The following is a 22230-nucleotide window of genomic DNA, read 5'->3' on the forward strand; positions in this document are numbered from 1 at the left end:
CGTTTGTGCAAGACACGCTCAGAGGAGGAGACGCGATGCTTGACGCAACCGTTGTGAATCGCACGCAGGACGTGCTGGACACGTTGAACGCGGCACTGGAGAACACTGACATTGAAGCCGCCAAGGCGCTGTTTGCGACCGATTGCTACTGGCGCGACCTGGTGTCTGTTTCCTGGAACCTGAAAACCGTCGAAGGCCCGCAAGGCGTGGCCGACATGCTGTCCCGGCAGCTGGACAAGACCCGCCCCGGACAATTCGCCCTGCAGGACGGAGAGATGCCGACCGAAGAGGGTGGTATCACGACCGCCTGGATCACCTTTGAAACCAAAGTTGGCCGCGGATGGGGGCTGATCAGGATCAGGGACGGCCAGATCTGGACCTTGCTGACTGCCCTGCAAGAGCTGAAGGGTTTTGAGGAATCGCGCGGCAAGCGGCGCCCGATGGGGGCGGAACACGGCAGCCGCAAGAACCGGTCGACCTGGAAAGAGCGCCGCGATGCGGAAGAAGCCTCGCTTGGATATGATACCCAGCCTTATACGGTGATTATCGGCGGTGGTCAGGGCGGTATCGCGCTGGGCGCGCGGCTGCGCCAGCTTGGTGTTCCGACCATCGTTCTGGACAAGCACAACAAACCCGGAGACCAGTGGCGCAGCCGGTACAAGTCTCTGTGCCTGCATGATCCGATCTGGTACGACCACCTGCCATATATCAAGTTCCCCGACAATTGGCCGGTGTTTACGCCCAAGGACAAGGTCGGTGACTGGCTTGAGATGTACACCAAGGTGATGGAGATCAACTATTGGACCCGGTCCGAGGTGACCAAGGCCGCCTTTGACGCGGATGCGGGTCACTGGACCGTAGAGGTCAACCGCGACGGCGAGAAGGTCACGCTCAATCCCACGCAGCTGGTTCTTGCGACGGGCATGTCAGGCAAGATGAACATGCCCGAGTTTCCGGGTATGGACAGGTTCAAGGGCTCCATCCAGCATTCGTCCCAGCACCAGGGGCCTGATGCCTGGACGGGCAAAAAGGTCGTTGTCGTGGGGTCCAACAACTCGGCCCATGACATCTGTGCTGCCTTGTGGGAAGCCGATGCCGACGTGACGATGGTACAGCGGTCTTCGACCCATATCGTCCGGTCGGATACGCTGATGGATATCGGGCTGGGCGCGCTGTATTCCGAAGATGCCGTGGCCAACGGGGTGACGACGGAAAAGGCCGACATGATCTTTGCCTCTTTGCCCTATCGGATCATGCATGAGTTCCAGATACCGCTTTATGACCAGATGCGCGAGCGGGATGCCGCGTTCTATGACGGGCTTGAGAAGGCCGGGTTCAAGCTGGACTGGGGTGATGACGGGTCGGGCCTGTTCATGAAATACCTGCGCCGCGGGTCGGGATATTACATCGACGTAGGCGCCAGCCAGTTGATCATTGACGGCGAGGTCGGTCTGGTTCAGGGACAGGTCGATCACTTTGACGAAGACGCCGTCGTTCTGGCCGATGGCACGCGGCTTGAGGCTGATCTTGTGGTGATGGCCACGGGCTTTGGCTCGATGAATGGTTGGGCCGCCGACCTCATCAGCCAAGAGGTTGCGGACAAGGTGGGCAAGGTGTGGGGCCTTGGCTCGGACACCACCAAGGACCCCGGACCGTGGGAGGGCGAACAGCGCAACATGTGGAAACCGACCCAGCAGGAAAACCTGTGGTTCCACGGCGGCAACCTGCACCAGTCGCGGCACTATTCGCTGTACCTTGCGCTGCAACTGAAAGCGCGCCTGGAGGGGCTGGATACGCCGGTCTACGGCTTGCAGGACGTGCATCACCTGGCGTGACGGCAAATGGAAACGACGCGCCCGGTCTGGTCAGGCCGGGCGTTTTTTCATCTGGCCTGATGCGGTGTCGCGGATGGCGTATTAAGATGCGCCCGGCGCAAGTCTCGCGTTCATGCGTATTGAATGATTACGGCTTCGAAGTCTTCGGCGCTGGTCACCACCGTGTGGTGGCCCTTGCCTGATTTGTCTTCCATGTGCCACACGTCCCCCGGCCCGATCTCGCGCGTGTCGCCGTCGCTTGCCGTGACCTTCACGGCCCCTTGCAGGCAAACCAGCTTTTGAGTGACCGGGGTCGGGTGGATCGGCTCGTTCCACCCCGCTTTCAGCCGCAGGAACATCATGTTCGTGACGGGCTCTGGGTCCGAGATTTCGATTTTCTCGGCCGGGGGTGCAAAGCGGCGCTCGGTCAGGGTTACATCCACATCGACCCAATGGCTGTCGCCGTCAGGATCGCAAAACAGCTTGTGAAACTTCATTTCGAACGCCCTTCGGTTCAGGTGATATTGACCAACATGATACGCGAGGACCGCACTGGTCCAAATACCAGCGGGATCGCTGGCGCCGTCCCGCGCCTGCTAGGACATCGTTCCCGGGCTGTTACAATTCGTAAGAATTGAGAAAACATCAGGAAAAAATTGACGTTGATCGTGCCCCTGCCCCTTAATCGGGGCAATGGCGTTCGGGCTGTGGCCCATAACCGCCATTTCCGGCCCGGAGGAGGGGCCGGATGGGGAGGAGAAAAAGATTGGCTCAGACGCAGTCAGGTGCCGAAGGGATGATGTCCCTTCCGGCGCTGTTACATCGCAATGCGGCGCAGTTCGGGGATGCCCCGGCCTATCGGGAAAAGGAATTCGGGATCTGGCAATGCTGGACCTGGTCCGAGGCGGCCGCTGAAATCCGCGCCCTAGCGCTTGGTTTTCTGGAAATCGGCGTCGAAAAGGGCGACCATATCGCGGTGATCGGCCGCAACCGTCCGGCCCATTACTGGTCGATGGTTGCCGCGCAGATGGTCGGCGCGATCCCTGTGCCGCTGTATCAGGACGCGGTTGCCGAAGAAATGACCTATGTGATGGAGCATTGCGGGGCGAAATACGTCGTCTGCGGTGATCAGGAACAGGTCGACAAGGTCATCGAAATTCAGGAAAAAGTGCACCAGATCAAGCACATCCTTTATACCGACAAGCGCGGTATGCGGAAATACGACCATTCCCAGATGAACGCGCTGGATGACATCAAGGCCGAGGGCAGCGCCGGTCACGCGCGGTTCGATGCCGAACTGGACAAGCGCATCGCGGCCATCACCTATGACGATACCTGTGTGATGCTTTATACCTCGGGCACCACGGGCAAACCCAAGGGTGTGGTTCTGTCGAACCGCAACGTCATCGAAAGTGCCAAGAATTCCGCGGAATTCGACCACCTGTCGCGGAACGAGGACATCCTGTCCTATCTGCCGATGGCCTGGGTTGGTGATTTCATCTTTTCCATCGGTCAGGCCTATTGGTGCGGCTTCTGCGTCAACTGCCCCGAAAGCGCCGACACGATGATGACCGACCTGCGCGAGATCGGGCCGACCTATTTCTTTGCCCCGCCCCGCGTGTTCGAAACCCAGCTGACCAACGTGATGATCCGGATGGAGGACGCGGGCAAGCTGAAGCAGCGGATGTTCCACCACTTCATGGCACATGCCAAAAAGGTCGGTGGCCTGTTGCTGGACGGCAAGCCGGTGGGCTTTGGCGACCGTATGAAATATGCGCTGGGCAACCTGCTTGTTTACGGCCCGCTCAAGGATACGCTGGGCTATGGCCGGTTTCGCGTGGGTTACACGGCCGGTGAGGCGATCGGGCCGGAAATCTTTGATTTCTATCGCTCGCTGGGCATCAACCTGAAACAGCTTTACGGCCAGACCGAGGCGACGGTTTTCATCACTCAACAGCCGGATGGCGAGGTTCGGGCGGATACGGTTGGCGTTCCGGCCCCTGCGGTCGAGTTGAAGATCGATGACAAGGGCGAGATCCATTATCGCTCGCCGGGTGTGTTTGTCGAATATTACAACAACCCGGACTCTACCGCCTCGACCAAGGATGCCGAAGGCTGGGTGGCCACCGGCGATGCCGGGTTCATCGAGGAAAGCAGCGGCCATCTGCGGATCATCGACCGCGCCAAGGATGTTGGCAAAATGGCCGACGGGTCGATGTTCGCCCCGAAATATGTCGAGAACAAGCTGAAATTCTATCCCGATATTCTTGAAGTGGTCTTGTTCGGCAATGGCAAGGATCGCTGTGTGGCCTTCATAAATATTGACCTGACGGCGGTCGGAAACTGGGCCGAACGCAACAACGTGGCCTATGCATCTTATCAGGAACTGGCGGGGCATCCGCGTGTGTTAGAGACGATCCGGTCGCACGTCGAAGCGGTCAACAAATCGGTTGCGGCGGATGAAATGCTGTCGGGCTGTCAGGTCCATCGCTTTGTGGTTCTGCACAAGGAACTGGATGCCGATGACGGTGAGATGACCCGGACACGGAAAGTGCGGCGCGGGTTTGTTGAGGAGAAATTCCACGACATCATCGCCGCGCTTTATGACGGGTCCGAAACCGTCTCGACCACCACCGAAGTGACCTATGAGGATGGTCGCAAGGGTTCGATCAGCGCCACGCTGCAGATTGTCGATGCGCCGGTTGTGCCAGTGGGCCAGCACAAGGTGGCGGCGGAATGAGGGGCCGTTACGCGCCGCGCGGCCTGCCGTCCTGTATTTGCTCAAGTCAGGGAGTGACTGATGCTGGATAATCCCGAAGGATATGTCACCGAAGACGGTCGCAAGATCGGCGGTGTGGTGATGGAGATGAAGAACATCACCCTGCGCTTTGGCGGCGTGGTGGCGATCAAGGATATCTCGTTCGACATCCGCGAGGGCGAGATCCGCGCCATTATCGGGCCGAACGGCGCGGGCAAATCCTCGATGCTGAACGTGATCTCGGGCTTTTATGTCCCGCAGGAAGGCGAGGTTTGGTTCCACGGCGCCAAGCGCCCGCAGATGCGACCCTTTGAGGTGGCGCAGCAGGGCATCGCGCGGACCTTTCAGAACATTGCCCTGTTCGAAGGCATGAGCGTTCTGGACAATGTCATGACAGGGCGGTTGAGTTTCATGAAGACCAACATCCTTCAGCAGGCGATGTGGAAGGGGAAGGCCGAGGCGGAAGAGGTTGAAAACCGCGAGGCGGTCGAAAAGATCATCGACTTTCTGGAAATTCAGCACATCCGCAAAACGCCGGTGGCGCGTTTGCCCTATGGCCTGAAAAAGCGGGTGGAACTGGCCCGCGCGCTGGCAGCCGAACCCAAGCTGTTGCTGCTGGACGAGCCGATGGCGGGCATGAATGTCGAGGAAAAAGAGGACATGAGCCGCTTTATCCTGGACGTGAATGACGAGTTTGGCACCACCATCGCCCTGATCGAACATGACATGGGCGTGGTGATGGACCTGAGCGACCGCGTGGTCGTGATGGATTACGGCAAAAAGATCGGCGACGGCACACCCGACGAGGTGCGCAACAACCAGGAAGTCATCGACGCCTATCTGGGGGTCAGCCATGACTGACCATCTGACAGACATGAGAGGGGGCGCACATGCCTGATCAGTTGATTTTCGCGATGGAGGTCTTTCTGAACGGCCTCATGGCCGGGGTGCTGTATGCGTTGGTCGCGCTGGGTTTTGTTCTGATCTACAAGGCCAGCGGTATTTTCAACTATGCTCAGGGTGTTATGGCCCTGTTCGCGGCGATGACCCTGGTGGGGATCATGAACGGGCAGGTGCCCTTTGCGCATCTGATCAACGCGATTTTCGGCACCCATGTCCACTATTTCGGTTGGAACGTACCCGCCGTGGTGGCGATTGTCCTGACCATGGGCGTGATGGTGCTGTTGGCCTGGTGCGTGCAACGTTTCGTGATGCGGCACCTGGTCGGGCAGGAACCGATCATCCTGTTCATGGCCACGATCGGCCTGGCTTATTTCCTGGAAGGCGTGGCCGACCTGATGTGGGGGTCCGAGATCAAGACGCTGGATGTGGGCCTGCCGCAGGGCATCAACCTGTGGATCGACGAGTCGACCTTCAACATCTTTGGCTATGGGTTCTTTATCGACAATCTGGACATCGTGGCGACGGTAATTGCCGCGCTGCTGGTGGCGGCGCTGGTGGCGTTCAGCCAGTATACCAAACAGGGCCGGGCGATGCGCGCGGTGGCCGATGACCATCAGGCGGCGCTGTCGGTTGGCATCTCGCTGAACTTCATCTGGGTCATGGTCTGGTCGGTGGCCGGGTTCGTGGCGCTGGTCGCGGGCATCATGTGGGGCACCAAGTCGGGCGTGCAGTTCTCTCTGTCGCTGATCGCGCTCAAGGCGTTGCCGGTTCTGATGCTGGGCGGGTTCACCTCGATCCCCGGCGCCATCGTCGGCGGGCTGATCATCGGTGTGGGCGAAAAACTGTTCGAGTTCGCCATCGGCCCGCTGGTCGGCGGCGCGACCGAGAACTGGTTCGCATATGTGCTGGCGCTGATCTTTCTCGTGTTCCGGCCGCAGGGCCTGTTCGGCGAGAAGATCATTGAAAGGGTGTAGGCCGTGACCAAGCTGATCGCCATCATCAACGTCATCGCTTGGGCGGGGTTCTGGGCCTTTGGGTATATCGCCCTCACCTCGGACGATCTGACCAGCGGTCAGCTGACCATCGCGGCGATCCTGGCCTTTGCAGGGCTGATCATGGGCCTTCTGGCATATTTGAAACTGGTCCGCGCGTCAGAGGCGAGCGGATATGCCAAAGGGTCCAACCAACTGGACGCCGAAGCCCGCAACCGGGCGCAGGAAGAATGGGGAAAGTAAGACATGTTCTATCGTGAGGCAGGAGATTTCAAAACCTCCTACAGGGACGACAACCAGACTTTCCCGATCAAGTTCGACCGGTATCGGTATTACGTCGTGCTGGCCGTGGCGTTCGGGATCATCCCGTTCATTATCAATGATTACTGGGCCAACGCCTTGCTGCTGCCCTTTCTGATCTATGCCATTGCGGCGATCGGGCTGAACATTCTGGTGGGTTATTGCGGGCAGGTCAGTCTGGGGACCGGCGGGTTCATGGCCGTGGGGGCCTATGCCTGCTACAAGCTGATGACCGCCTTTCCCGAGGTGTCGATGTTCGTCCATGTGGTTCTGGCAGGCGGGATCACGGCCATCGTGGGCGTGCTGTTCGGCCTGCCCAGCCTTCGGATCAAGGGCTTTTACCTTGCCGTGGCGACGCTGGCGGCGCAGTTCTTTCTGGTGTGGTTGTTCAACCGGGTGCCGTGGTTCTACAACTACTCGGCCTCGGGGCAGATCAACGCGCCCGAACGCGATGTCTTTGGCATCATCATCACCGGACCGAACGCTCCGGCCTGGGCCACCTATCTGTTCTGCCTGATCTTCCTGACGCTCAGCGCGATCATCGCGCGGAACCTGACGCGGGGCACCACGGGCCGGACATGGATGGCGATCCGCGACATGGATATTGCCGCCGAGATCATCGGCGTGAACCCGTTGCGCGCCAAGCTCAGCGCCTTTGCCGTCAGCTCGTTCTTTGTGGGTTTGTCGGGGGCGCTGTTCTTTGCCATCTACCTGGGCGCGGTCGAGGTGGGCGAGGCCTTTGGCATCCAGAAATCGTTCCTGGTGCTGTTCATGGTGATCATCGGCGGCCTGGGCTCGATCTTCGGGTCCTTTGCCGGGGCGGCCTTCCTGGTTCTGCTGCCGGTGGTGCTCAAGGTTGTGGGGGCCGACTTGCTGGGCTGGCCCACCGATATCGTGGCGCATCTGCAATTGGTGATCGTGGGCGGGCTGATTGTCCTGTTCCTGATCCTCGAACCACATGGGCTGGCGCAATTGTGGCGCGTGGCCAAAGAGAAACTCAGACTATGGCCGTTCCCGCACTAGGGGCAGGCCCAATCAAAAAGCAGGGCGTCAAGCCCGGATCACATCGGACAAACCAAGGGAGGAGACACCCGATGAAGAAACAACTGGCAACCATGGCGCTGGGCGCCCTGATGGCTGCAGGTCCGGCGATGGCCGACCTCGTGTTCCCGTCGCTCAGCTATCGGACCGGGCCATATGCCGCGGGTGGCATCCCGTTCGCGGACGGCTATGCCGACTATTTCACGCTGCTGAACGAGCGTGACGGCGGCATCGGCGGCGTTCCGGCCAAGGTCATCGAATGCGAAACCGGCTATAACACCGAGAAAGGTGTGGAATGTTATGAATCGACCAAGGGCGAAGGCGCGTTGGTCTATCAGCCATTGTCGACCGGCATCACCTATCAGCTGATCCCCAAGACCACGGCCGACAACATCCCGATGCATACGATGGGTTATGGCCGTACCTCGGCCAAGAATGGCGACGTGTTCAGCCACACGTTCAACTATCCCGCCAACTATTGGGACGGTGCGTCGGGCGCGATCAACTATCTGCTGGAAGAAAACGGCGGCGACCTGAGCGGCAAGAAAATCGCGCTGGTCTATCACAACTCGGCCTATGGCAAGGAACCGATCCGCACGCTGGAAGAGCTGTCGGCAAAGCACGGTTTCGAGCTGGTCGCGCTGCCCGTGGATCATCCGGGCCAGGAGCAGAAATCCCAGTGGCTGCAAATCCGCCGCGATCGTCCGGACTATGTCCTGATGTGGGGTTGGGGCGTGATGAACCAGGTCGCGGTGCAAGAGGCCGCCAACATCCGTTTCCCGATGGAGAACTTCATCGGAATCTGGTGGTCTGGTGCCGAACATGACGTGATGCCCGCAGGCGATGCAGCCAATGGGTACAAGGCCCTGACCTTCCACAATGTCGGATCGGACTATCCGCTGTATGACGATCTGCAGAAATACGTCATCGATGCGGGCAAGGCTGCCGGTGCCGGTGATCAGGTGGGTTCGGTTCTGTATAACCGGGGTCTCTATGCTGCGATGTTGGCCGCCGAGGCGGCGAAGAAAGCGCAAGAGATTTCGGGCAAGGCCGACATTACATCGGGTGACATGCGCGACGGAATGGAAGCGCTGGAAATGACCGAAGCGAAGATGACCGAACTGGGCCTGCCGAACTTTGGTCCGACCTTCTCGGTTTCCTGCGACAACCACGGCGGTGATGCTTTGGTGGGCGTGACCCAGTGGGACGCGGCAAGCAAAACCTGGACGCTGATTTCCGAGTTCAAGCCAACCGATGGCGACGTGATCGGCCCGCTCGTTGCGGACGACTCGGCGGCCTATGCGGCAGAAAACAACATCGCTTCGCGCTGCAACTAAGCGCCTATGAAACCGGGGCGGCGGTTTGCTGCCGCCCCGACCCCGACACTCGCACGAGGACACGCGCAGATGCTGGATGCGGCTCAAACCACGGACGTGCAGGCGGAAACCCTGCTTGAGGTCAACAATATCGAGGTGATCTACAATCACGTCATTCTCGTGCTGAAAGGTGTCAGCCTGACTGTACCCAAGGGCGGCATAACCGCTTTGCTGGGCGGCAATGGTGCGGGCAAGACGACGACGCTCAAGGCGGTGTCGAACCTGCTGCATTCGGAACGCGGCGAGGTCACCAAGGGCTCGATCAAGTATCGTGGTAAGAACGTGCATGAAAGCGACCCTGCCGACCTGGTGGAAAAAGGCGTCATCCAGGTGATGGAGGGGCGCCACTGCTTTGAACACCTCACGGTCGAGGAAAACCTGCTGACCGGGGCCTATACCCGCAAGGATGGCAATGCCGCGATCCAGAGCGATCTGGAACTGGTTTACAATTACTTCCCGCGTCTGAAGGAACGTCGCCGCAGCCAGGCGGGCTATACCTCGGGCGGCGAGCAACAGATGGTTGCGATGGGCCGGGCGCTGATGTCGCGGCCCGAAACGATCCTGCTGGATGAACCTTCGATGGGTTTGGCGCCGCAATTGGTCGAAGAGATTTTCGGAATTGTCAGGGACCTGAACGAACAGGAAGGCGTGTCGTTCCTGTTGGCCGAACAGAACACGAATGTGGCTCTGAGATTTGCCCATTACGGTTACATTCTGGAATCCGGCCGCGTCGTGATGGACGGCCCCGCCGCCGAACTGCGCGAAAACCCCGACGTCAAGGAATTCTACCTCGGCATGTCGGATGAGGGCCGCAAAAGCTTTCGCGACGTGCGGTCATACCGCCGCCGCAAACGGTGGTTGTGAGCGGGATGGAGGATTTGCCGATGACCTATTTCGATGCTCTTGAAACCCGCTCGGATGATGAACGGCTGGCCGATCAGGCCGCAGCACTGAAGGCACAGATTGCGCGGGCGAAAACGGCGCCGGGCTTTGCCGCGCATTTCGCCGGGGTCGATACCGACGCGGTCGGTTCGGTTGCGGATCTTGCGGCCCTGCCGGTCCTGCGCAAGTCGGACCTGAGCGCCGCGCAGGCCGAACACCCGCCCTTTGGTGGTTTCACGGTCAAGCCTACGCATGGGTTTGCCCATGTGTTTCAATCGCCGGGCCCGATCTATGAACCGGGCGGAATGGAGCATGACTGGTGGCGTATGGGCCGTTTTCTGCACGCGGCCGGTGTTGGACCGGGCGACACGGTCCACAATTGTTTTGGCTATCACCTGACGCCTGCGGGGATGATCTTTGAAAGCGGTGCGCGTGCCGTGGGCGCATCGGTTCTGCCGGCGGGCACCGGCCAGACGGAATTGCAGGTGACGGCGGCCCGCGACGTGGGGTGCACCGCCTATGCCGGTACGCCGGATTACCTCAAAGTGATCCTGGACAAGGCAGATGAGATGGGCGTCGCGCTGAAATTCAGCAAGGCCGTTGTCGGAGGCGGCGCCCTGTTTCCGTCGCTGCGCCAGGATTATGCAGACCGGGGTATTTCCTGTCTGCAGTGTTATGCCACGGCGGACCTTGGCAATATCGCCTATGAAAGCGCCGCGATGGAAGGGATGATCATTGACGAACAGGTGATCGTCGAGATTGTCACCCCCGGAACCGGAACCCCGGTTTCGCCCGGCGACGTCGGAGAGGTGGTCGTGACCTCGCTCAACCCCGATTATCCGCTGATCCGCTTCGCCACCGGTGACCTGTCGGCGATCCTGCCCGGCACCTCGCCCTGTGGCCGCACCAACATGCGGATCAAGGGATGGATGGGGCGCGCCGATCAAACCACCAAGATCAAGGGCATGTTCGTACGTCCCGAGCAGGTCGCGGCGCTGGTCGACAAGCATGATGAAATCGTCAAGGCCCGTGTCATCGCCGCGCGGCAGGGCGAAATGGACACCATGACGGTTCAGATCGAAAGCCCGGGCGGGGATGACACGGCATATGCCAGATCGGTTGTCGAGGTTCTCAAGCTGAAGGGCGCGATCGAGGTGGTTGCCCCCGGTTCATTGCCCAGGGACGGTTTGGTGATCGAGGACCAGCGCGTCTACGAATAACGGAAAGACCCGGTTGTGCGGCAGTTTGCGCGGCAGAATAATGTCCGCACCTACTGGCGTTTTTGCAGGATTTGGTTGATGAATGGCGGACTTCAGGACACCGCCAGCCAAATGCCGGGATAATGGCCCAGATCGAGTATTCAGAAAACGGATCACGAAGCCGCGGCGCGGTCGGCACCCGGTTGCTGGGTGCGATCGCCTATTTTGTGGCCGCCGCGTGCCTGTTGCCGATGGTTGCCGTCGCACTGGCCGCGGTGACCGGTGGGACCGATACGATCGCGCATTTGCTGGACACGGTCATGCCCAGATATGCGGCGACGACGCTGATCCTTGTCCTGCTGGTGGCGGCGGGCACGTTCGCCATTGGCGTGGGTGCGGCCTGGCTGGTGACGATGACCCGGTTCCCCGGTGTCCGGCTGTTCGAAGTGGCGCTGGTTCTGCCGCTGGCTTTCCCGGCCTATGTGCTGGCCTATGCCTATACGTTTGTCCTGGATCATCCGGGTATCGTACAGACCACCCTGCGGCAGGTAACGGGCTGGGGCCCCCGCGACTATTGGTTCCCCGAGATCCGCTCGACCGAAGGCGCGGCGGCGATGCTTATCTTGGTGCTGTATCCTTATGTTTACCTGCTGGCCCGAGCGGCGTTCCTGCAACAAAGCTCGACCGCGTTCCTGGCGGCGCGCGCGCTGGGAAATACCCCGTGGGAGGCGTTCTGGCGCGTATCCCTGCCTATGGCGCGCCCGGCCATAGCGGGGGGTGTCCTGCTGGCCGTGATGGAAACCATCGCCGATTTCGGAACCGTGGCCTATTTCGGCGTGCAGACCTTTGCCACGGGGATTTACACCAGTTGGTTTTCGTTGGGCGACCGGGCCGCTGCGGCCCAGCTTGCGCTGTGCCTTTTGGGTTTTGCCCTGGTCATGGCCATGGCTGAACGGCGGCAGCGCGGCAAAGCCAAGTATTACCAGTCGGGCAAGAAACAGACCACGCTGCCGCAGGTTCAGCTTAGCGGATGGCGCAGCGGTGCGGCGCTTTTGCTGTGTGCGGTTCCGGTACTGCTGGGGTTTGTCCTGCCCGTTGTGATCCTGTTGGAGATGGGGTTGACCTCGGAACAGAACCTGCTGTCGCAGCGGTACCTGGGGTTTCTGAGCAACTCGCTGACCCTGGCCGGAACCGCGGCGGTCGTGACGGTCAGCGCGGCCATCTGCGTGGGGTTCTTTCAGCGCCTGCGGCCCGGACGCGGCGCGCAGACTGCCGGATATATCGCGCGGCTGGGCTATGCGGTTCCGGGCGGCGTCATCGCTGTTGGCCTGATCGTGCCCTTCGCCGCATTCGACAACGCGGTGGACGCGTGGATGCGCGAGACCTTCGACCTGTCGACCGGGCTGCTGATCACCGGGTCGATCTGGCTGCTTGTCGCCGCCTATATGGTGCGGTTCCTTGCCGCTGCACTCAGCGCCTATGAGGGGGGGCAAAGCACTGTGCATGCCAATATGGATGCGGCCGCGCGGTCGCTTGGGCAATCGCCGCTGGGTACCCTGCGCCGGGTCCACCTGCCGATCCTGACGCCCTCGCTGATGACGGCGCTGCTGATCGTGTTTGTCGACGTGATGAAGGAACTGCCCGCGACGCTGATCATGCGGCCCTTCAATTTCGACACATTGGCCGTTCAGGCCTATCGGCTTGCCTCGGATGAACGGCTTGAGGGGGCGGCGGTGCCGTCACTGGTCATCCTAGCGGTGGGGCTGTTGCCGGTCATCCTGATCTGCCGCCAGGTTGGGCGCCGGAATTAGGGCAGCACGGTCGCGAAATCGTGTAACCTGCTGCGTCAGGCTTGATTTAGTCGCGTTTTCCGGCAAGGCTGAGGGTATGAACATGCAGCCTCCCAGCCGGTTTTCTGCAAACTCGGCCCAGATGCCAGTCGCGTTCGACAGGCGCGAAATGTCCCTGATCCTGTCCGTATATGGCCGAATGGTCGCCGCTGGAGAATGGCGCGACTATGGCATTTCCAACCTGCGGGACATGGCCGTGTTCTCAATCTTCCGCCGAACCGCCGAACACCCTGTTTACCGGGTGGAAAAGCACCCGCGCCTGCGGTTGCGGCAGGGTATGTATTCGGTGGTCGGCATGGACGGGCGTATTCTGAAACGCGGTCACGACCTGCGTGCGGTCCTGCGGGTGCTGGAGCGTAAGCTGATCCGCGCCGTTGACCCGGATTAGAGCCTTTTTCGCGCCGTAACCGGCCCATCGCCTTGTGCGTGAATACGGGCAATGGCCTGATCCATCGGCTCATACGCGACGGCCATGTGAAAGGCGTTTGCGTGCAGCAGCAGATTGTCGCCAGCCACCAGGGCGACATGGCCTTTCCAGAACAAAAGATCGCCGCGTTGCACCGGTGACCCGTTGGGCACCGGGTGGCCCAGGGCGCGTTCCTGGTCGCCGCTGTCGCCGGGGCAGGCGATACCGCAGGCCAGCAATGCGGCCTGAACCAGCCCCGAACAATCCAGCCCAAGCCGGCTGTTGCCGCCCCAAAGATAGGGCGTGCCCAAAAACAGCTGTGCAACCGATACCGGGTCGGACAGCGTCTGCCCGACCGGCGCGGTATGAACCGACGGGACGAAACCCAGATCGGTTTCAAGAAACCCGCCCTGTTCCGACAACACCCGAAGCCTGCTGCCAAGGCTGAGCGTGGCCTGATCGGGGCTTTTTATGTCGGGGCGCGCATAGGCGTGGGTTGCCAATGCACTGACCCAGTGTGTCGTCGCGGCATCGGGGCCCAATTGCCCCTTGTGAACCCATCCCTGATAGCCGTCCTTGGCCGACGTGACCCGGCACCATTCGTCGCGGGTTTCTGAAACGGTCACCGCGTCGCCGAACAGCAATTGCCGGTCGCGTGGCCCGTGCTGGGTCCGCAACAGGTCGATGACCGGATTGGTGACAATGAGGCGGGTCATAGGCCCAGTATCCCGGGCAGAGCGTTTACCAACGCCCTTGGACCCTGGCCCAAACCGCCCTTTCCGCGCCCCGGAGCAGCCGTCGGTTGCCAGGAATAAATGTCGAAATGCACGTATCTGCTGTTGCCGACAAACCGGCGCAGGAACAATGCGGCGGTGATCGACCCGGCAAACCCGCCCGACGGCGCATTGTCCAGATCGGCAATGCCGGGTTCGATCATGGTCTCATACGGAGTGTGAAACGGCATGCGCCAGACCGGATCGGCCGCCTGCCCGCCTGCCTGCGCAACGGCGTCGGCGATGGCGTCGTCATCGGTGTAAAAGGGCGCCAGGTCCGGTCCCAGTGCGACCCGCGCCGCGCCGGTCAGGGTCGCCATCGAGATCACCAGATCGGGCGCGCCCTCATGCGCAAGGGCCAGTGCATCGGCCAAAACCAGCCGCCCCTCGGCGTCGGTATTGTTGATCTCGACCGTCAGCCCGTTGCGCGCGGTCAGAATGTCACCGGGGCGGAAGGCATTTCCGGCGACGGCGTTCTCGACCGCCGGGATCAGGACCCGCAGGCGAACGGGCAGGTTCAGCGACATGATCATCTGGGCCAGTCCCAGCACGTTGGCCGCGCCGCCCATGTCCTTTTTCATCAGCCCCATCGAGGCGCCGGGCTTCAGGTTCAAACCGCCAGTGTCAAAACATACGCCCTTGCCAACCAGCGTCAGCAACGGCCCCTGATCGCCCCAGGTCATTTCGATCAACCGCGGTGCCTGTTCGGCCGCGCGGCCGACCGCGTGGATCATCGGAAAATTCTGGTCCAGCAATTCAGGCCCGGTAAGGGTCGTGCAGGTCGCGCCAAATGCACGCGCCAATGTCTCGACGCTGCTCTGCAGCTGGGCGGGGCCCATATCCGACGCGGGCGTGTTGACCAGATCGCGGGTCAGGGCCTCGGCCCGGGCCATGGCCTCGACCCGTGCGGCGTCCACACTTTCGGGCGCGACCAGCGTAGCTGCGGCCGGGGATTGCGCTGCGTATCGGTCAAAGGCATAGCCGGTCAGCAGCCAGCCCAGACACTCGGTTTCCAGTTGATCTGCCGGAACGCCCGATGCGATGTGGTACTGGCCCGGCGGCAGCGCTTTGGCCGCCGCAGCCAGCGGAAACCGCTTGCGTGCCCGCCCGGATGCCGAGCCATAGCCCGCAAGCGCCATCACCGACGTCGCGTCGTCGTCCGGCACCAGCAGGGTCTGGCCCAGTTCGGCCGTGAACCCGTTGGATGCGACCCAGCGTTGAACGCTGGCGGTCTGACCTTCCAGCCATTGCGCCAGCCTGTCTTTTTCCAAGACCACCAAGGGCATGGCGTGATCGGCGGCTTTGGCAAAGGACAGGGGCATGGATGTCTCGGCTGGTTGGTTCAGCGCCCAGACTAACCCCGCGTGGCCTGTCCGCAACCCCCGTCAGACGGAAAGGTCCTGTTGATCCCAGATTGCAGTCAGAGACCGTTCACCGACCCGGATCAACCGGGCCAGCGTAGCCCCGGTTGCGACCGCATCCCCGGTATCCACCGTTTGCGCAACATCCCCCGCGACGCGGGCCAGCGCCGTCATGCCGACCTGCTCGGAAATCGCAACAAGCGACCGCGCGCATTTGCGAAGCCCGGTCCAATCGCGTTGCCGCCAGTGCCGTTCGCAGTTCGACAGGCGCACGGCCAGCTCTTCAACCGTGCGGCACAGCACGTCCAGCGCGTTGGAATCGCCCAACTGGCGGCAAAGCTCGTTCAAACGTTCCGGATCCAGCCGAACAGATTCCTTTTGTTCAAGTGTTATTACGTTATCCACCACATTCACCCATTCTGTTTGCCCCCACGGCATGGCCGACACTGCCCCAAAGACCCTTTGCATTTCCTTGCCGCAGAACAGGATAATGTCTCGAATTTTGTGCGAATTCGGGTTACAGCACCCGTCAGAGTGAAACACGGGGACATGCGAATGGACTTAGCGAAACCTTTGCCAGCCTATCTGGTTCAGCGCTATCACGGATGGAAAGCCACGACCTATGCCGAAAATCAGGTTTGGTACCGGCGATTGGCAACCGAAGGTCAGCGCCCGCGCGCAATGGTCATTTCATGTTGCGACAGCCGGGTGCATGTGACTTCGATCTTCGGGGCGGATCAGGGCGAGTTCTTCATTCACCGCAATATCGCCAATCTTGTCCCTCCCTATGCGCCGGATGGTGATCACCACGGCACAAGTGCGGCGATCGAATACGCGGTTACGGCGCTGAAAGTCGCGCATCTGATCGTGCTGGGCCATTCGCAATGCGGTGGCGTGCAGGGCTGTATCGACATGTGCAAGGGGCAGGCGCCCCAGCTGGAAGCCAAGGAAAGCTTTGTCGGGCGCTGGATGGACATCCTCAAACCGAAATACGAACTGGTTGCAGATGTGGATGACAGCGCCGAACAGGCGCGGCAGTTCGAACGCCAGGCGGTTGTCGCATCGCTGGAAAACCTGATGACCTTTCCTTTTGTGTCCTCGGCGGTTCAGGACGGATCGCTCAGCTTGCACGGGTTGTGGACCGATATCGGCGAAGGCGGCCTGCAGTGCTATGACCCGAACGACAAGAAATTCGTGATCGTCTGACGCCGATCGCAAAATACGCGGGCCGGGACACTGACCCGCGTATTTTTCTGCTATGGTGGCCCCGGACCAACACCGGAACAGGAGCTTGCCATGAAAGTAATCAAACGCATCGTTCTTGGGCTGATCGTCATAATTCTGGCGGCGGTCGGTGCGTCTTTTCTGTTGCCTGGCACCGCCGTGGTGTCCCGCAGCATCACGATCGACGCTCCGGCGGGCAAGATCTTTCCTTATGTGAACTCCATGCAAGAGACCGAGAAATGGTCGCCATGGTTGTCGCGCGACCCCGAAACCGAACTCAGCTATGGGGGGCCGGATGCGGGGGTCGGCAATACCCTCAGCTGGAGCTCGGACCACAAGCAGGTGGGCAGCGGGACGCAGACAATCACCCAAAGCATCGAGAACCAGCAGGTCACAACCGCGCTGGATTTCGGGGATATGGGCACGGCTTCGGCGTCCTTCACGCTGGAACCCGAAGGCGACCAGACACGGGTCACCTGGGGGTTTTCCTCTGACCTTGGGGCCAACCCGGTGATGCGCTGGATGGGCCTGATGATGGATAAATGGGTTGGCGCCGATTACGAGCGCGGATTGCAGAACCTGAAAACCGTGGTCGAAGGGCAGGGCTGACCCAGACCGGAACGCCGCCCAATGTGCGCGCAGACAAAAAGACCCCGCTGAATGTTCAGCGGGGTCTTTTGTTTCAAAGATCCGGGTGACGGGCCGGATCAGCCTTTCTTGAGAACCTCGCGGCCCAGAAGCTCGGCGATCTGAACCGCGTTCAGCGCCGCGCCCTTGCGCAGGTTGTCCGAAACGCACCACAGGTTCAGACCGTTTTCCACGGTCGAATCCTGACGGATGCGGCTGATGAAGGTGGCGAAATCGCCGACGCATTCAACGGGCGAGACATAGCCACCGGCCTCGCGCTTGTCGATCACCATGATGCCCGGTGCCTCGCGCAGGATATCGCGGGCCTCGTCTTCGTCCAGGAACTCCTCGAACTCGATATTCACGGCCTCGGAATGGCCGACGAATACCGGAACGCGGACACAGGTGGCCGTGACCTTGATCGACGGATCGACGATCTTTTTGGTCTCGACGACCATCTTCCATTCTTCCTTGGTCGAGCCGTCTTCCATGAAGACGTCGATCTGGGGAATGACGTTGAACGCGATCTGTTTCTGGAACTTGTTCGGTTCAACCTCGGTGGTCGGGTTGTAAACGGCCTTGGTCTGATCCCAAAGCTCATCCATGCCGTCCTTGCCCGCGCCCGAAACCGACTGATAGGTCGACACGACAACGCGCTTGATCTTGGCACGGTCATGCAGCGGTTTCAGCGCGACAACCATCTGCGCGGTCGAGCAGTTGGGGTTGGCGATGATGTTCTTGTTCTTGTACTCGTGAATCGCCTGCGGGTTACATTCCGGCACGATCAGCGGAATGTCCGGGTCATAGCGATACAGCGACGAGTTATCGATCACCACGCAGCCAGCGGCCGCCGCCTTGGGGGCATAGACCTTGGTGGCCTCGGAGCCCACGGCGAAAAGCGCCATGTCCCAGCCGGTGAAATCGAACGTGTCCAGGTCTTTGGTTGTGAGGGTCTTGTCGCCAAAAGTCACCTCGGTGCCCAGCGAACGACGGCTTGCCAGGGCGGCAAGTTCATCGACGGGGAATTGGCGTTCCGCCAGGATGTTCAGCATTTCGCGGCCCACGTTACCCGTGGCGCCGACGACGACGACGCGATAGCCCATTTCATGTCTCCAAAGTTAAGGACGCGCGTTCATAGCCGCGCGACCGGAAAGAAAAAAGGGCTTTCAGAGTCAATTTCCGCATTTGGCACCGATTTGCGGCGGTTCAGCCATCCAGAAGCTGCTTGTACAGCGCAACCAGCGCCCGCGCCTCGCCGTCAATGTCGAAATTTGCCTCGACATGGGCGCGCGCCGCATGTCCGCAGGCGGCAAGGGAATCGCGGTCAGCCAACATTTCTGCCGCCGCATCGGCCAGTGCCGGAATGTCGCCGGGCGCAACCACGCGGCCCAGCGACGGGTCGGTGACGATCTCGGAAAACGCGCCCACATCGGTGGCCACGACGGGAACACCGCAGGCCATCGCCTCAAGCGGGGTGAGGCCGAAGCCCTCCCACCGTTGCGGGGCGGTGAACAGGTCCAGAACCTGATACCATTCGGCAATCTGGTCGACCGTCACCTCGGGCATGAACAGGATGCGGTCGGACAGGCCCGCCTTGGCGACCTTGTCTTTCTGCTCGGCCAGAAAAGCTGTGTGTTTTTCCGTCGCGCGGCCCATGACGATGCCCGAAGCGTCGTCGAATCGGCTGCACAGGTCGATCATGGCGTCAACGAAAGCGTCGGTGCCTTTTTGGTGCCGGATGCGGCCGTAGCATCCCAGCAGAAGGCCATCGGGCAGCCCAAGCTGCGCCCGCAGCGCGGTCTTGTCGGCGGGCGGCACGAAATCTTGCAGGTTGATGCCATGCATGATCACCTGCGCGTCGCGGTCAAGATATCCTGCCGTCTTGCGCGAGGTCGCAACCAGCGCGTCCATCTTGCCGATCAGCCATTTGGTGTACCCGGTATGGGCGCGTTGCGAGGCACTGGTGAACAGAAGCTTCAGCTTCAACCGAAACACATTGCGCAGGACCAGACCCAGCAACATCTCGGTATTGCGCCGCGCATGCCAGACCCGCAGCGTACGACGGGACAGAAAGGGCAGGCGGCCCAGCGGTATATGGGGAATGTCGCCCGGCAAACCCGGCCCGGTTGCGGCGATGTCGATCTGTTGCGCCTGCAGCGGCACCAGCCGGGCGATTGTCGCGGTTACGCCCGAAAGCCTGCGTTTCAGATTTGGGGCGATGACAACAGGGTCGTTCACAAGGGTCTCCTGGCGGATCAGGTATCAGTCCATGCTGTCCCGGCTGAACAGGTAAATCACGCAACCGATGGCAACGGTAACGGCGAAAAAGCCGAATATCGCTGTGTAGGGTGCCGCTGGCCCCATGTCCACCGTTGCCGCGTGGATGCGTCCGGTGGCGAATTGCGCCAGCCCCACGCCACCGATCCCGAACAGGTTCAGCAACGTTACACCGCGACCGACCAGGTGGGCCGGAATGAAGGCGCGCCCATGCGCCATGATCACCGGGAAGGACGCGCCCAGAAACCCGATCAGCGCCATCAGCAGAACCGAAAGCCAGACGGCGTTGGCAACCCACATGCCCAGCAGCCCCAGCGCCAGCACCGCCAGCGCGTTGCCGCCAAAGATCACCCATTTGCGTGTGTTCAGCAGCCGGTCCAGCGGGCCATAGGCAAAGGTGCCGGCAATCATCGCGGCCCCCATGACCAGCGTGGCCTGGCCGATCTGGGTGGCGCTCAGCCCGAAGACATCCAGAAAATAGGGCCCCGCCCAAAGCCCCCTCAGCGCCGCCGAGGGCGCATAGGCCACCAGCATGAGCGGCATGATCACAATCAGGGCCGGTTGCCGCAACAGGTCCAGGACCGAACCCTTTTGTTCGGACACCACGCGCGCGGGGTCTTTCACCGTCACCCAGATACCCGCCGCGACAGCCGCCGAAACAGTGGCCAGCCCGATCAGCGTGGCGCGCCAGCCCATCGCCTCGACGGCCAGCGCGGTCGGGTAGGACGCCACCAGGTTTCCGACCGAGCCGACACCCAGCATCACCGCCGCCAGTGTCGCAAACCGGGCCGGTGGGTATTCGCGCGCGAAAATGAAATAAGAGGCCATCAGAACCGGCGAACATCCGACACCGATCAGCGCCATTGCAACCGCGACATGAAGCGGCGTGGTGGAGGCTGCGAAAACGGCGGCCCCTCCGGCCCCGCCAATCATCAGCAAAACGGCGGATGTCCGGCGTGGCCCGACCCGGTCCAGCGCCCAGCCAACCGGGATTTGCATTGCTGCAAAAACCAGGAACCACAGGCCGGACGCAAAGGCCAGGTCTTCGGGCGTTGCGCCGATGTCCCGACCCAGATCAGCGGTCAGAACCGCAAGAAAGGCGCGGAAAAACTGGCTGAGGACATATGCCAGACACAAAACCACCAAGCCTGCGCGCATGTTCCCCCCCTTGCCCGGCTGCCCTGACAGGATGCTTGGCATGTCTGGGGGTCATGCACAAGCGCGTGTGCAATGTTGCAGACTAACCATACCGGGTGTGAATGGTCTATCGTCGACGCATGTCGCACAGACCGGAGGGACAATGACATCTGCACATGCCGCGTTTTATGACTCTGTTCCGGTGTCGCACGACTTTTTGTCCCTGGCCGACCCGGCCAAATTCGTCCCGGTGCCCGAGGGATGGGTCCTGGGTGTTGCGGATATCGTGGATTCGACCGGTGAAATCGCCAGAGGGCGTTACAAGACGGTCAACATGGTGGGGGCGGCCGTTATCTCGGCGATGATCAATGCGCTGGGCGGGCGGGTGTTTCCTTATGTTTTTGGCGGCGACGGCGCAGCTTTTGCCATTGACGGTGGCGAGGCGGGCAAGGCGGAAACGGCGCTGGCGGCGTTGCGAAGCTGGGCGAAGACCGAGTTTGACATCGCATTGCGCGCGGCCTTGGTGCCGGTTGCGGATATCCGCGCCGCTGACCGTGATCTTCGGGTGGCCCGCCATGCCCCGTCCTCGGGTGTTGATTACGCCATGTTTGCAGGGGGCGGGCTGCACTGGGCCGAAGAACAACTTAAGGCAGGTGCTTATGCGGTGACGCCCGCCGGCCCCGGCACGCAGCCCGATCTGACCGGACTGTCGTGCCGCTGGTCCAACAGCCCGGCGCGACATGGCCAGATTGTCTCGTTGGTCATACAGCCCACGCAGAATGCGTCGGAACAGGATTTTGCCGACCTCGCGCAATCGGTCCTGTCTGCGGCCCAGGGGCTTGAACGCGGCGGTCACCCGGTGCCGCGTGATGGGCCGCCGCTGCGGTGGCCTCCGCCGGGGATGCGACTGGATGCCCAGGTATCGCGGGCCGGGCGAAACCTGTTTGTGCAACGTGTCAAAATGCTGGTTCAGAACCTGCTGATCTGGCTGTTGTTCAAATCCGGCAGGAAACTGGGCGAGTTCGAGCCGGACCATTATAAGCGCATGGTTTCCCGCAACGCGGATTTCCGCAAATTCGACGATGGGCTCAAGATGACGCTGGATTGCGATCAGCCGACCCTGCGGCGCATTACGCAGGCACTCGATGCCGCGCGGGCCGGTGGCAAAATCCGCTATGGGATTCACAGCCAGCAAGAGGCAATGATGACCTGTTTCGTCCCCTCGGCCACGCGTGATGACCATGTGCATTTCGTTGACGGCGCTTCGGGCGGGTATGCCCGCGCCGCCGAAACCATGCGCGGCTAGGCCG

General features: G+C 61.2%; 21 protein-coding genes. 14 read left to right on the plus strand and 7 right to left on the minus strand.

Annotation, left to right across the window (positions count from 1 at the left end):
* Positions 1–35 precede the first annotated feature (35 nt).
* The gene (locus ACXAG8_RS09075; protein ID WP_475224130.1) at positions 36–1835 is read left to right on the plus strand and encodes an NAD(P)/FAD-dependent oxidoreductase; all 1800 of its coding nucleotides are present in this window, start codon (positions 36–38) and stop codon (positions 1833–1835) included.
* A gap of 110 nt (positions 1836–1945) precedes the next feature.
* On the opposite strand, the gene ACXAG8_RS09080 is transcribed toward ACXAG8_RS09075, so the two are convergent.
* Positions 1946–2311, minus strand: a complete 366-nt coding sequence (locus ACXAG8_RS09080; RefSeq protein ID WP_475223547.1) for a cupin domain-containing protein — start codon at positions 2309–2311, stop codon at positions 1946–1948.
* Between the two features lie 299 nt (positions 2312–2610).
* Here ACXAG8_RS09080 and ACXAG8_RS09085 point away from each other — a divergent pair, with 299 nt between their 5' ends.
* The 10 genes from ACXAG8_RS09085 (at position 2611) to ACXAG8_RS09130 (ending at position 13503) form a co-directional block, all read left to right on the plus strand.
* Positions 2611–4554 carry an AMP-binding protein gene (locus tag ACXAG8_RS09085; RefSeq protein WP_475224132.1) on the plus strand — a complete coding sequence of 648 codons (1944 nt, stop codon included), beginning with the start codon at positions 2611–2613 and terminating at the stop codon, positions 4552–4554.
* 60 nt (positions 4555–4614) lie between these two features.
* Positions 4615–5433, plus strand: a complete 819-nt coding sequence (locus tag ACXAG8_RS09090) for an ABC transporter ATP-binding protein (protein ID WP_475223548.1) — start codon at positions 4615–4617, stop codon at positions 5431–5433.
* Between the two features lie 29 nt (positions 5434–5462).
* A complete protein-coding gene (locus tag ACXAG8_RS09095) occupies positions 5463–6449 on the plus strand; it encodes a branched-chain amino acid ABC transporter permease (RefSeq protein ID WP_475223549.1) in 987 nt (328 codons plus the stop codon).
* A gap of 3 nt (positions 6450–6452) precedes the next feature.
* Entirely contained in the window at positions 6453–6710 is a 258-nt protein-coding gene (locus ACXAG8_RS09100) for a hypothetical protein (RefSeq protein ID WP_475223550.1), read from the plus strand.
* A gap of 3 nt (positions 6711–6713) precedes the next feature.
* Positions 6714–7790 carry a branched-chain amino acid ABC transporter permease gene (locus tag ACXAG8_RS09105; RefSeq protein ID WP_475223551.1) on the plus strand — a complete coding sequence of 359 codons (1077 nt, stop codon included), beginning with the start codon at positions 6714–6716 and terminating at the stop codon, positions 7788–7790.
* Between the two features lie 71 nt (positions 7791–7861).
* Positions 7862–9145 carry an ABC transporter substrate-binding protein gene (locus ACXAG8_RS09110; RefSeq protein ID WP_475223552.1) on the plus strand — a complete coding sequence of 428 codons (1284 nt, stop codon included), beginning with the start codon at positions 7862–7864 and terminating at the stop codon, positions 9143–9145.
* Between the two features lie 69 nt (positions 9146–9214).
* Positions 9215–10048, plus strand: coding sequence for an ABC transporter ATP-binding protein (locus ACXAG8_RS09115; RefSeq protein ID WP_475223553.1), 834 nt, complete (start codon positions 9215–9217; stop codon positions 10046–10048).
* A gap of 20 nt (positions 10049–10068) precedes the next feature.
* Positions 10069–11286 (plus strand): phenylacetate--CoA ligase family protein, encoded by a 1218-nt coding sequence (locus ACXAG8_RS09120; RefSeq protein ID WP_475223554.1) that lies wholly within the window; start codon positions 10069–10071, stop codon positions 11284–11286.
* Between the two features lie 122 nt (positions 11287–11408).
* On the plus strand, positions 11409–13076 hold the full coding sequence (locus ACXAG8_RS09125; protein WP_475223555.1) for an ABC transporter permease: 1668 nt from the start codon (positions 11409–11411) through the stop codon (positions 13074–13076).
* A gap of 76 nt (positions 13077–13152) precedes the next feature.
* Positions 13153–13503 carry a DUF2794 domain-containing protein gene (locus tag ACXAG8_RS09130; protein ID WP_475223556.1) on the plus strand — a complete coding sequence of 117 codons (351 nt, stop codon included), beginning with the start codon at positions 13153–13155 and terminating at the stop codon, positions 13501–13503.
* On the opposite strand, the gene ACXAG8_RS09135 is transcribed toward ACXAG8_RS09130, so the two are convergent.
* From ACXAG8_RS09135 to ACXAG8_RS09145, 3 genes are all read right to left on the minus strand, one after another.
* Positions 13500–14237 (minus strand): C40 family peptidase, encoded by a 738-nt coding sequence (locus ACXAG8_RS09135; RefSeq protein ID WP_475223557.1) that lies wholly within the window; start codon positions 14235–14237, stop codon positions 13500–13502. The two genes, ACXAG8_RS09130 and ACXAG8_RS09135, sit on opposite strands and share 4 nt — an antisense overlap.
* The gene (locus tag ACXAG8_RS09140; protein WP_475223558.1) at positions 14234–15616 is read right to left on the minus strand and encodes a leucyl aminopeptidase family protein; all 1383 of its coding nucleotides are present in this window, start codon (positions 15614–15616) and stop codon (positions 14234–14236) included. Before ACXAG8_RS09140 ends, ACXAG8_RS09135 begins: the two co-directional genes overlap by 4 nt.
* Before the next feature lie 63 nt (positions 15617–15679).
* Positions 15680–16069 (minus strand): hypothetical protein, encoded by a 390-nt coding sequence (locus ACXAG8_RS09145; RefSeq protein ID WP_475224134.1) that lies wholly within the window; start codon positions 16067–16069, stop codon positions 15680–15682.
* 141 nt (positions 16070–16210) lie between these two features.
* Between ACXAG8_RS09145 and ACXAG8_RS09150 the strand changes: the two genes are divergently transcribed.
* Both ACXAG8_RS09150 and ACXAG8_RS09155 read left to right on the plus strand, forming a co-directional pair.
* Positions 16211–16861 carry a carbonic anhydrase gene (locus ACXAG8_RS09150; RefSeq protein WP_475223559.1) on the plus strand — a complete coding sequence of 217 codons (651 nt, stop codon included), beginning with the start codon at positions 16211–16213 and terminating at the stop codon, positions 16859–16861.
* Positions 16862–16951: 90 nt separating this feature from the next.
* Complete coding sequence (locus ACXAG8_RS09155; RefSeq protein ID WP_475223560.1) at positions 16952–17488, plus strand: SRPBCC family protein; 537 nt, start codon at positions 16952–16954, stop codon at positions 17486–17488.
* A 98-nt stretch (positions 17489–17586) separates the two neighbouring features.
* Here the strand turns inward: ACXAG8_RS09155 and ACXAG8_RS09160 are convergent, their stop codons facing one another.
* The 3 genes from ACXAG8_RS09160 to ACXAG8_RS09170 all read right to left on the minus strand — a co-directional run bounded on the left by ACXAG8_RS09160 (position 17587) and on the right by ACXAG8_RS09170 (position 20941).
* The gene (locus ACXAG8_RS09160) at positions 17587–18609 is read right to left on the minus strand and encodes an aspartate-semialdehyde dehydrogenase (RefSeq protein WP_475223561.1); all 1023 of its coding nucleotides are present in this window, start codon (positions 18607–18609) and stop codon (positions 17587–17589) included.
* A 103-nt stretch (positions 18610–18712) separates the two neighbouring features.
* Complete coding sequence (locus ACXAG8_RS09165; protein ID WP_475223562.1) at positions 18713–19744, minus strand: glycosyltransferase family 4 protein; 1032 nt, start codon at positions 19742–19744, stop codon at positions 18713–18715.
* Positions 19745–19768: 24 nt separating this feature from the next.
* Complete coding sequence (locus ACXAG8_RS09170; RefSeq protein WP_475223563.1) at positions 19769–20941, minus strand: MFS transporter; 1173 nt, start codon at positions 20939–20941, stop codon at positions 19769–19771.
* Between the two features lie 142 nt (positions 20942–21083).
* Here ACXAG8_RS09170 and ACXAG8_RS09175 point away from each other — a divergent pair, with 142 nt between their 5' ends.
* Entirely contained in the window at positions 21084–22226 is a 1143-nt protein-coding gene (locus ACXAG8_RS09175; protein WP_475223564.1) for a DUF3095 domain-containing protein, read from the plus strand.
* The last annotated feature ends 4 nt before the right edge of the window (positions 22227–22230 follow it).

Source organism: Ruegeria sp. ABD4_443, assembly GCF_056160865.1.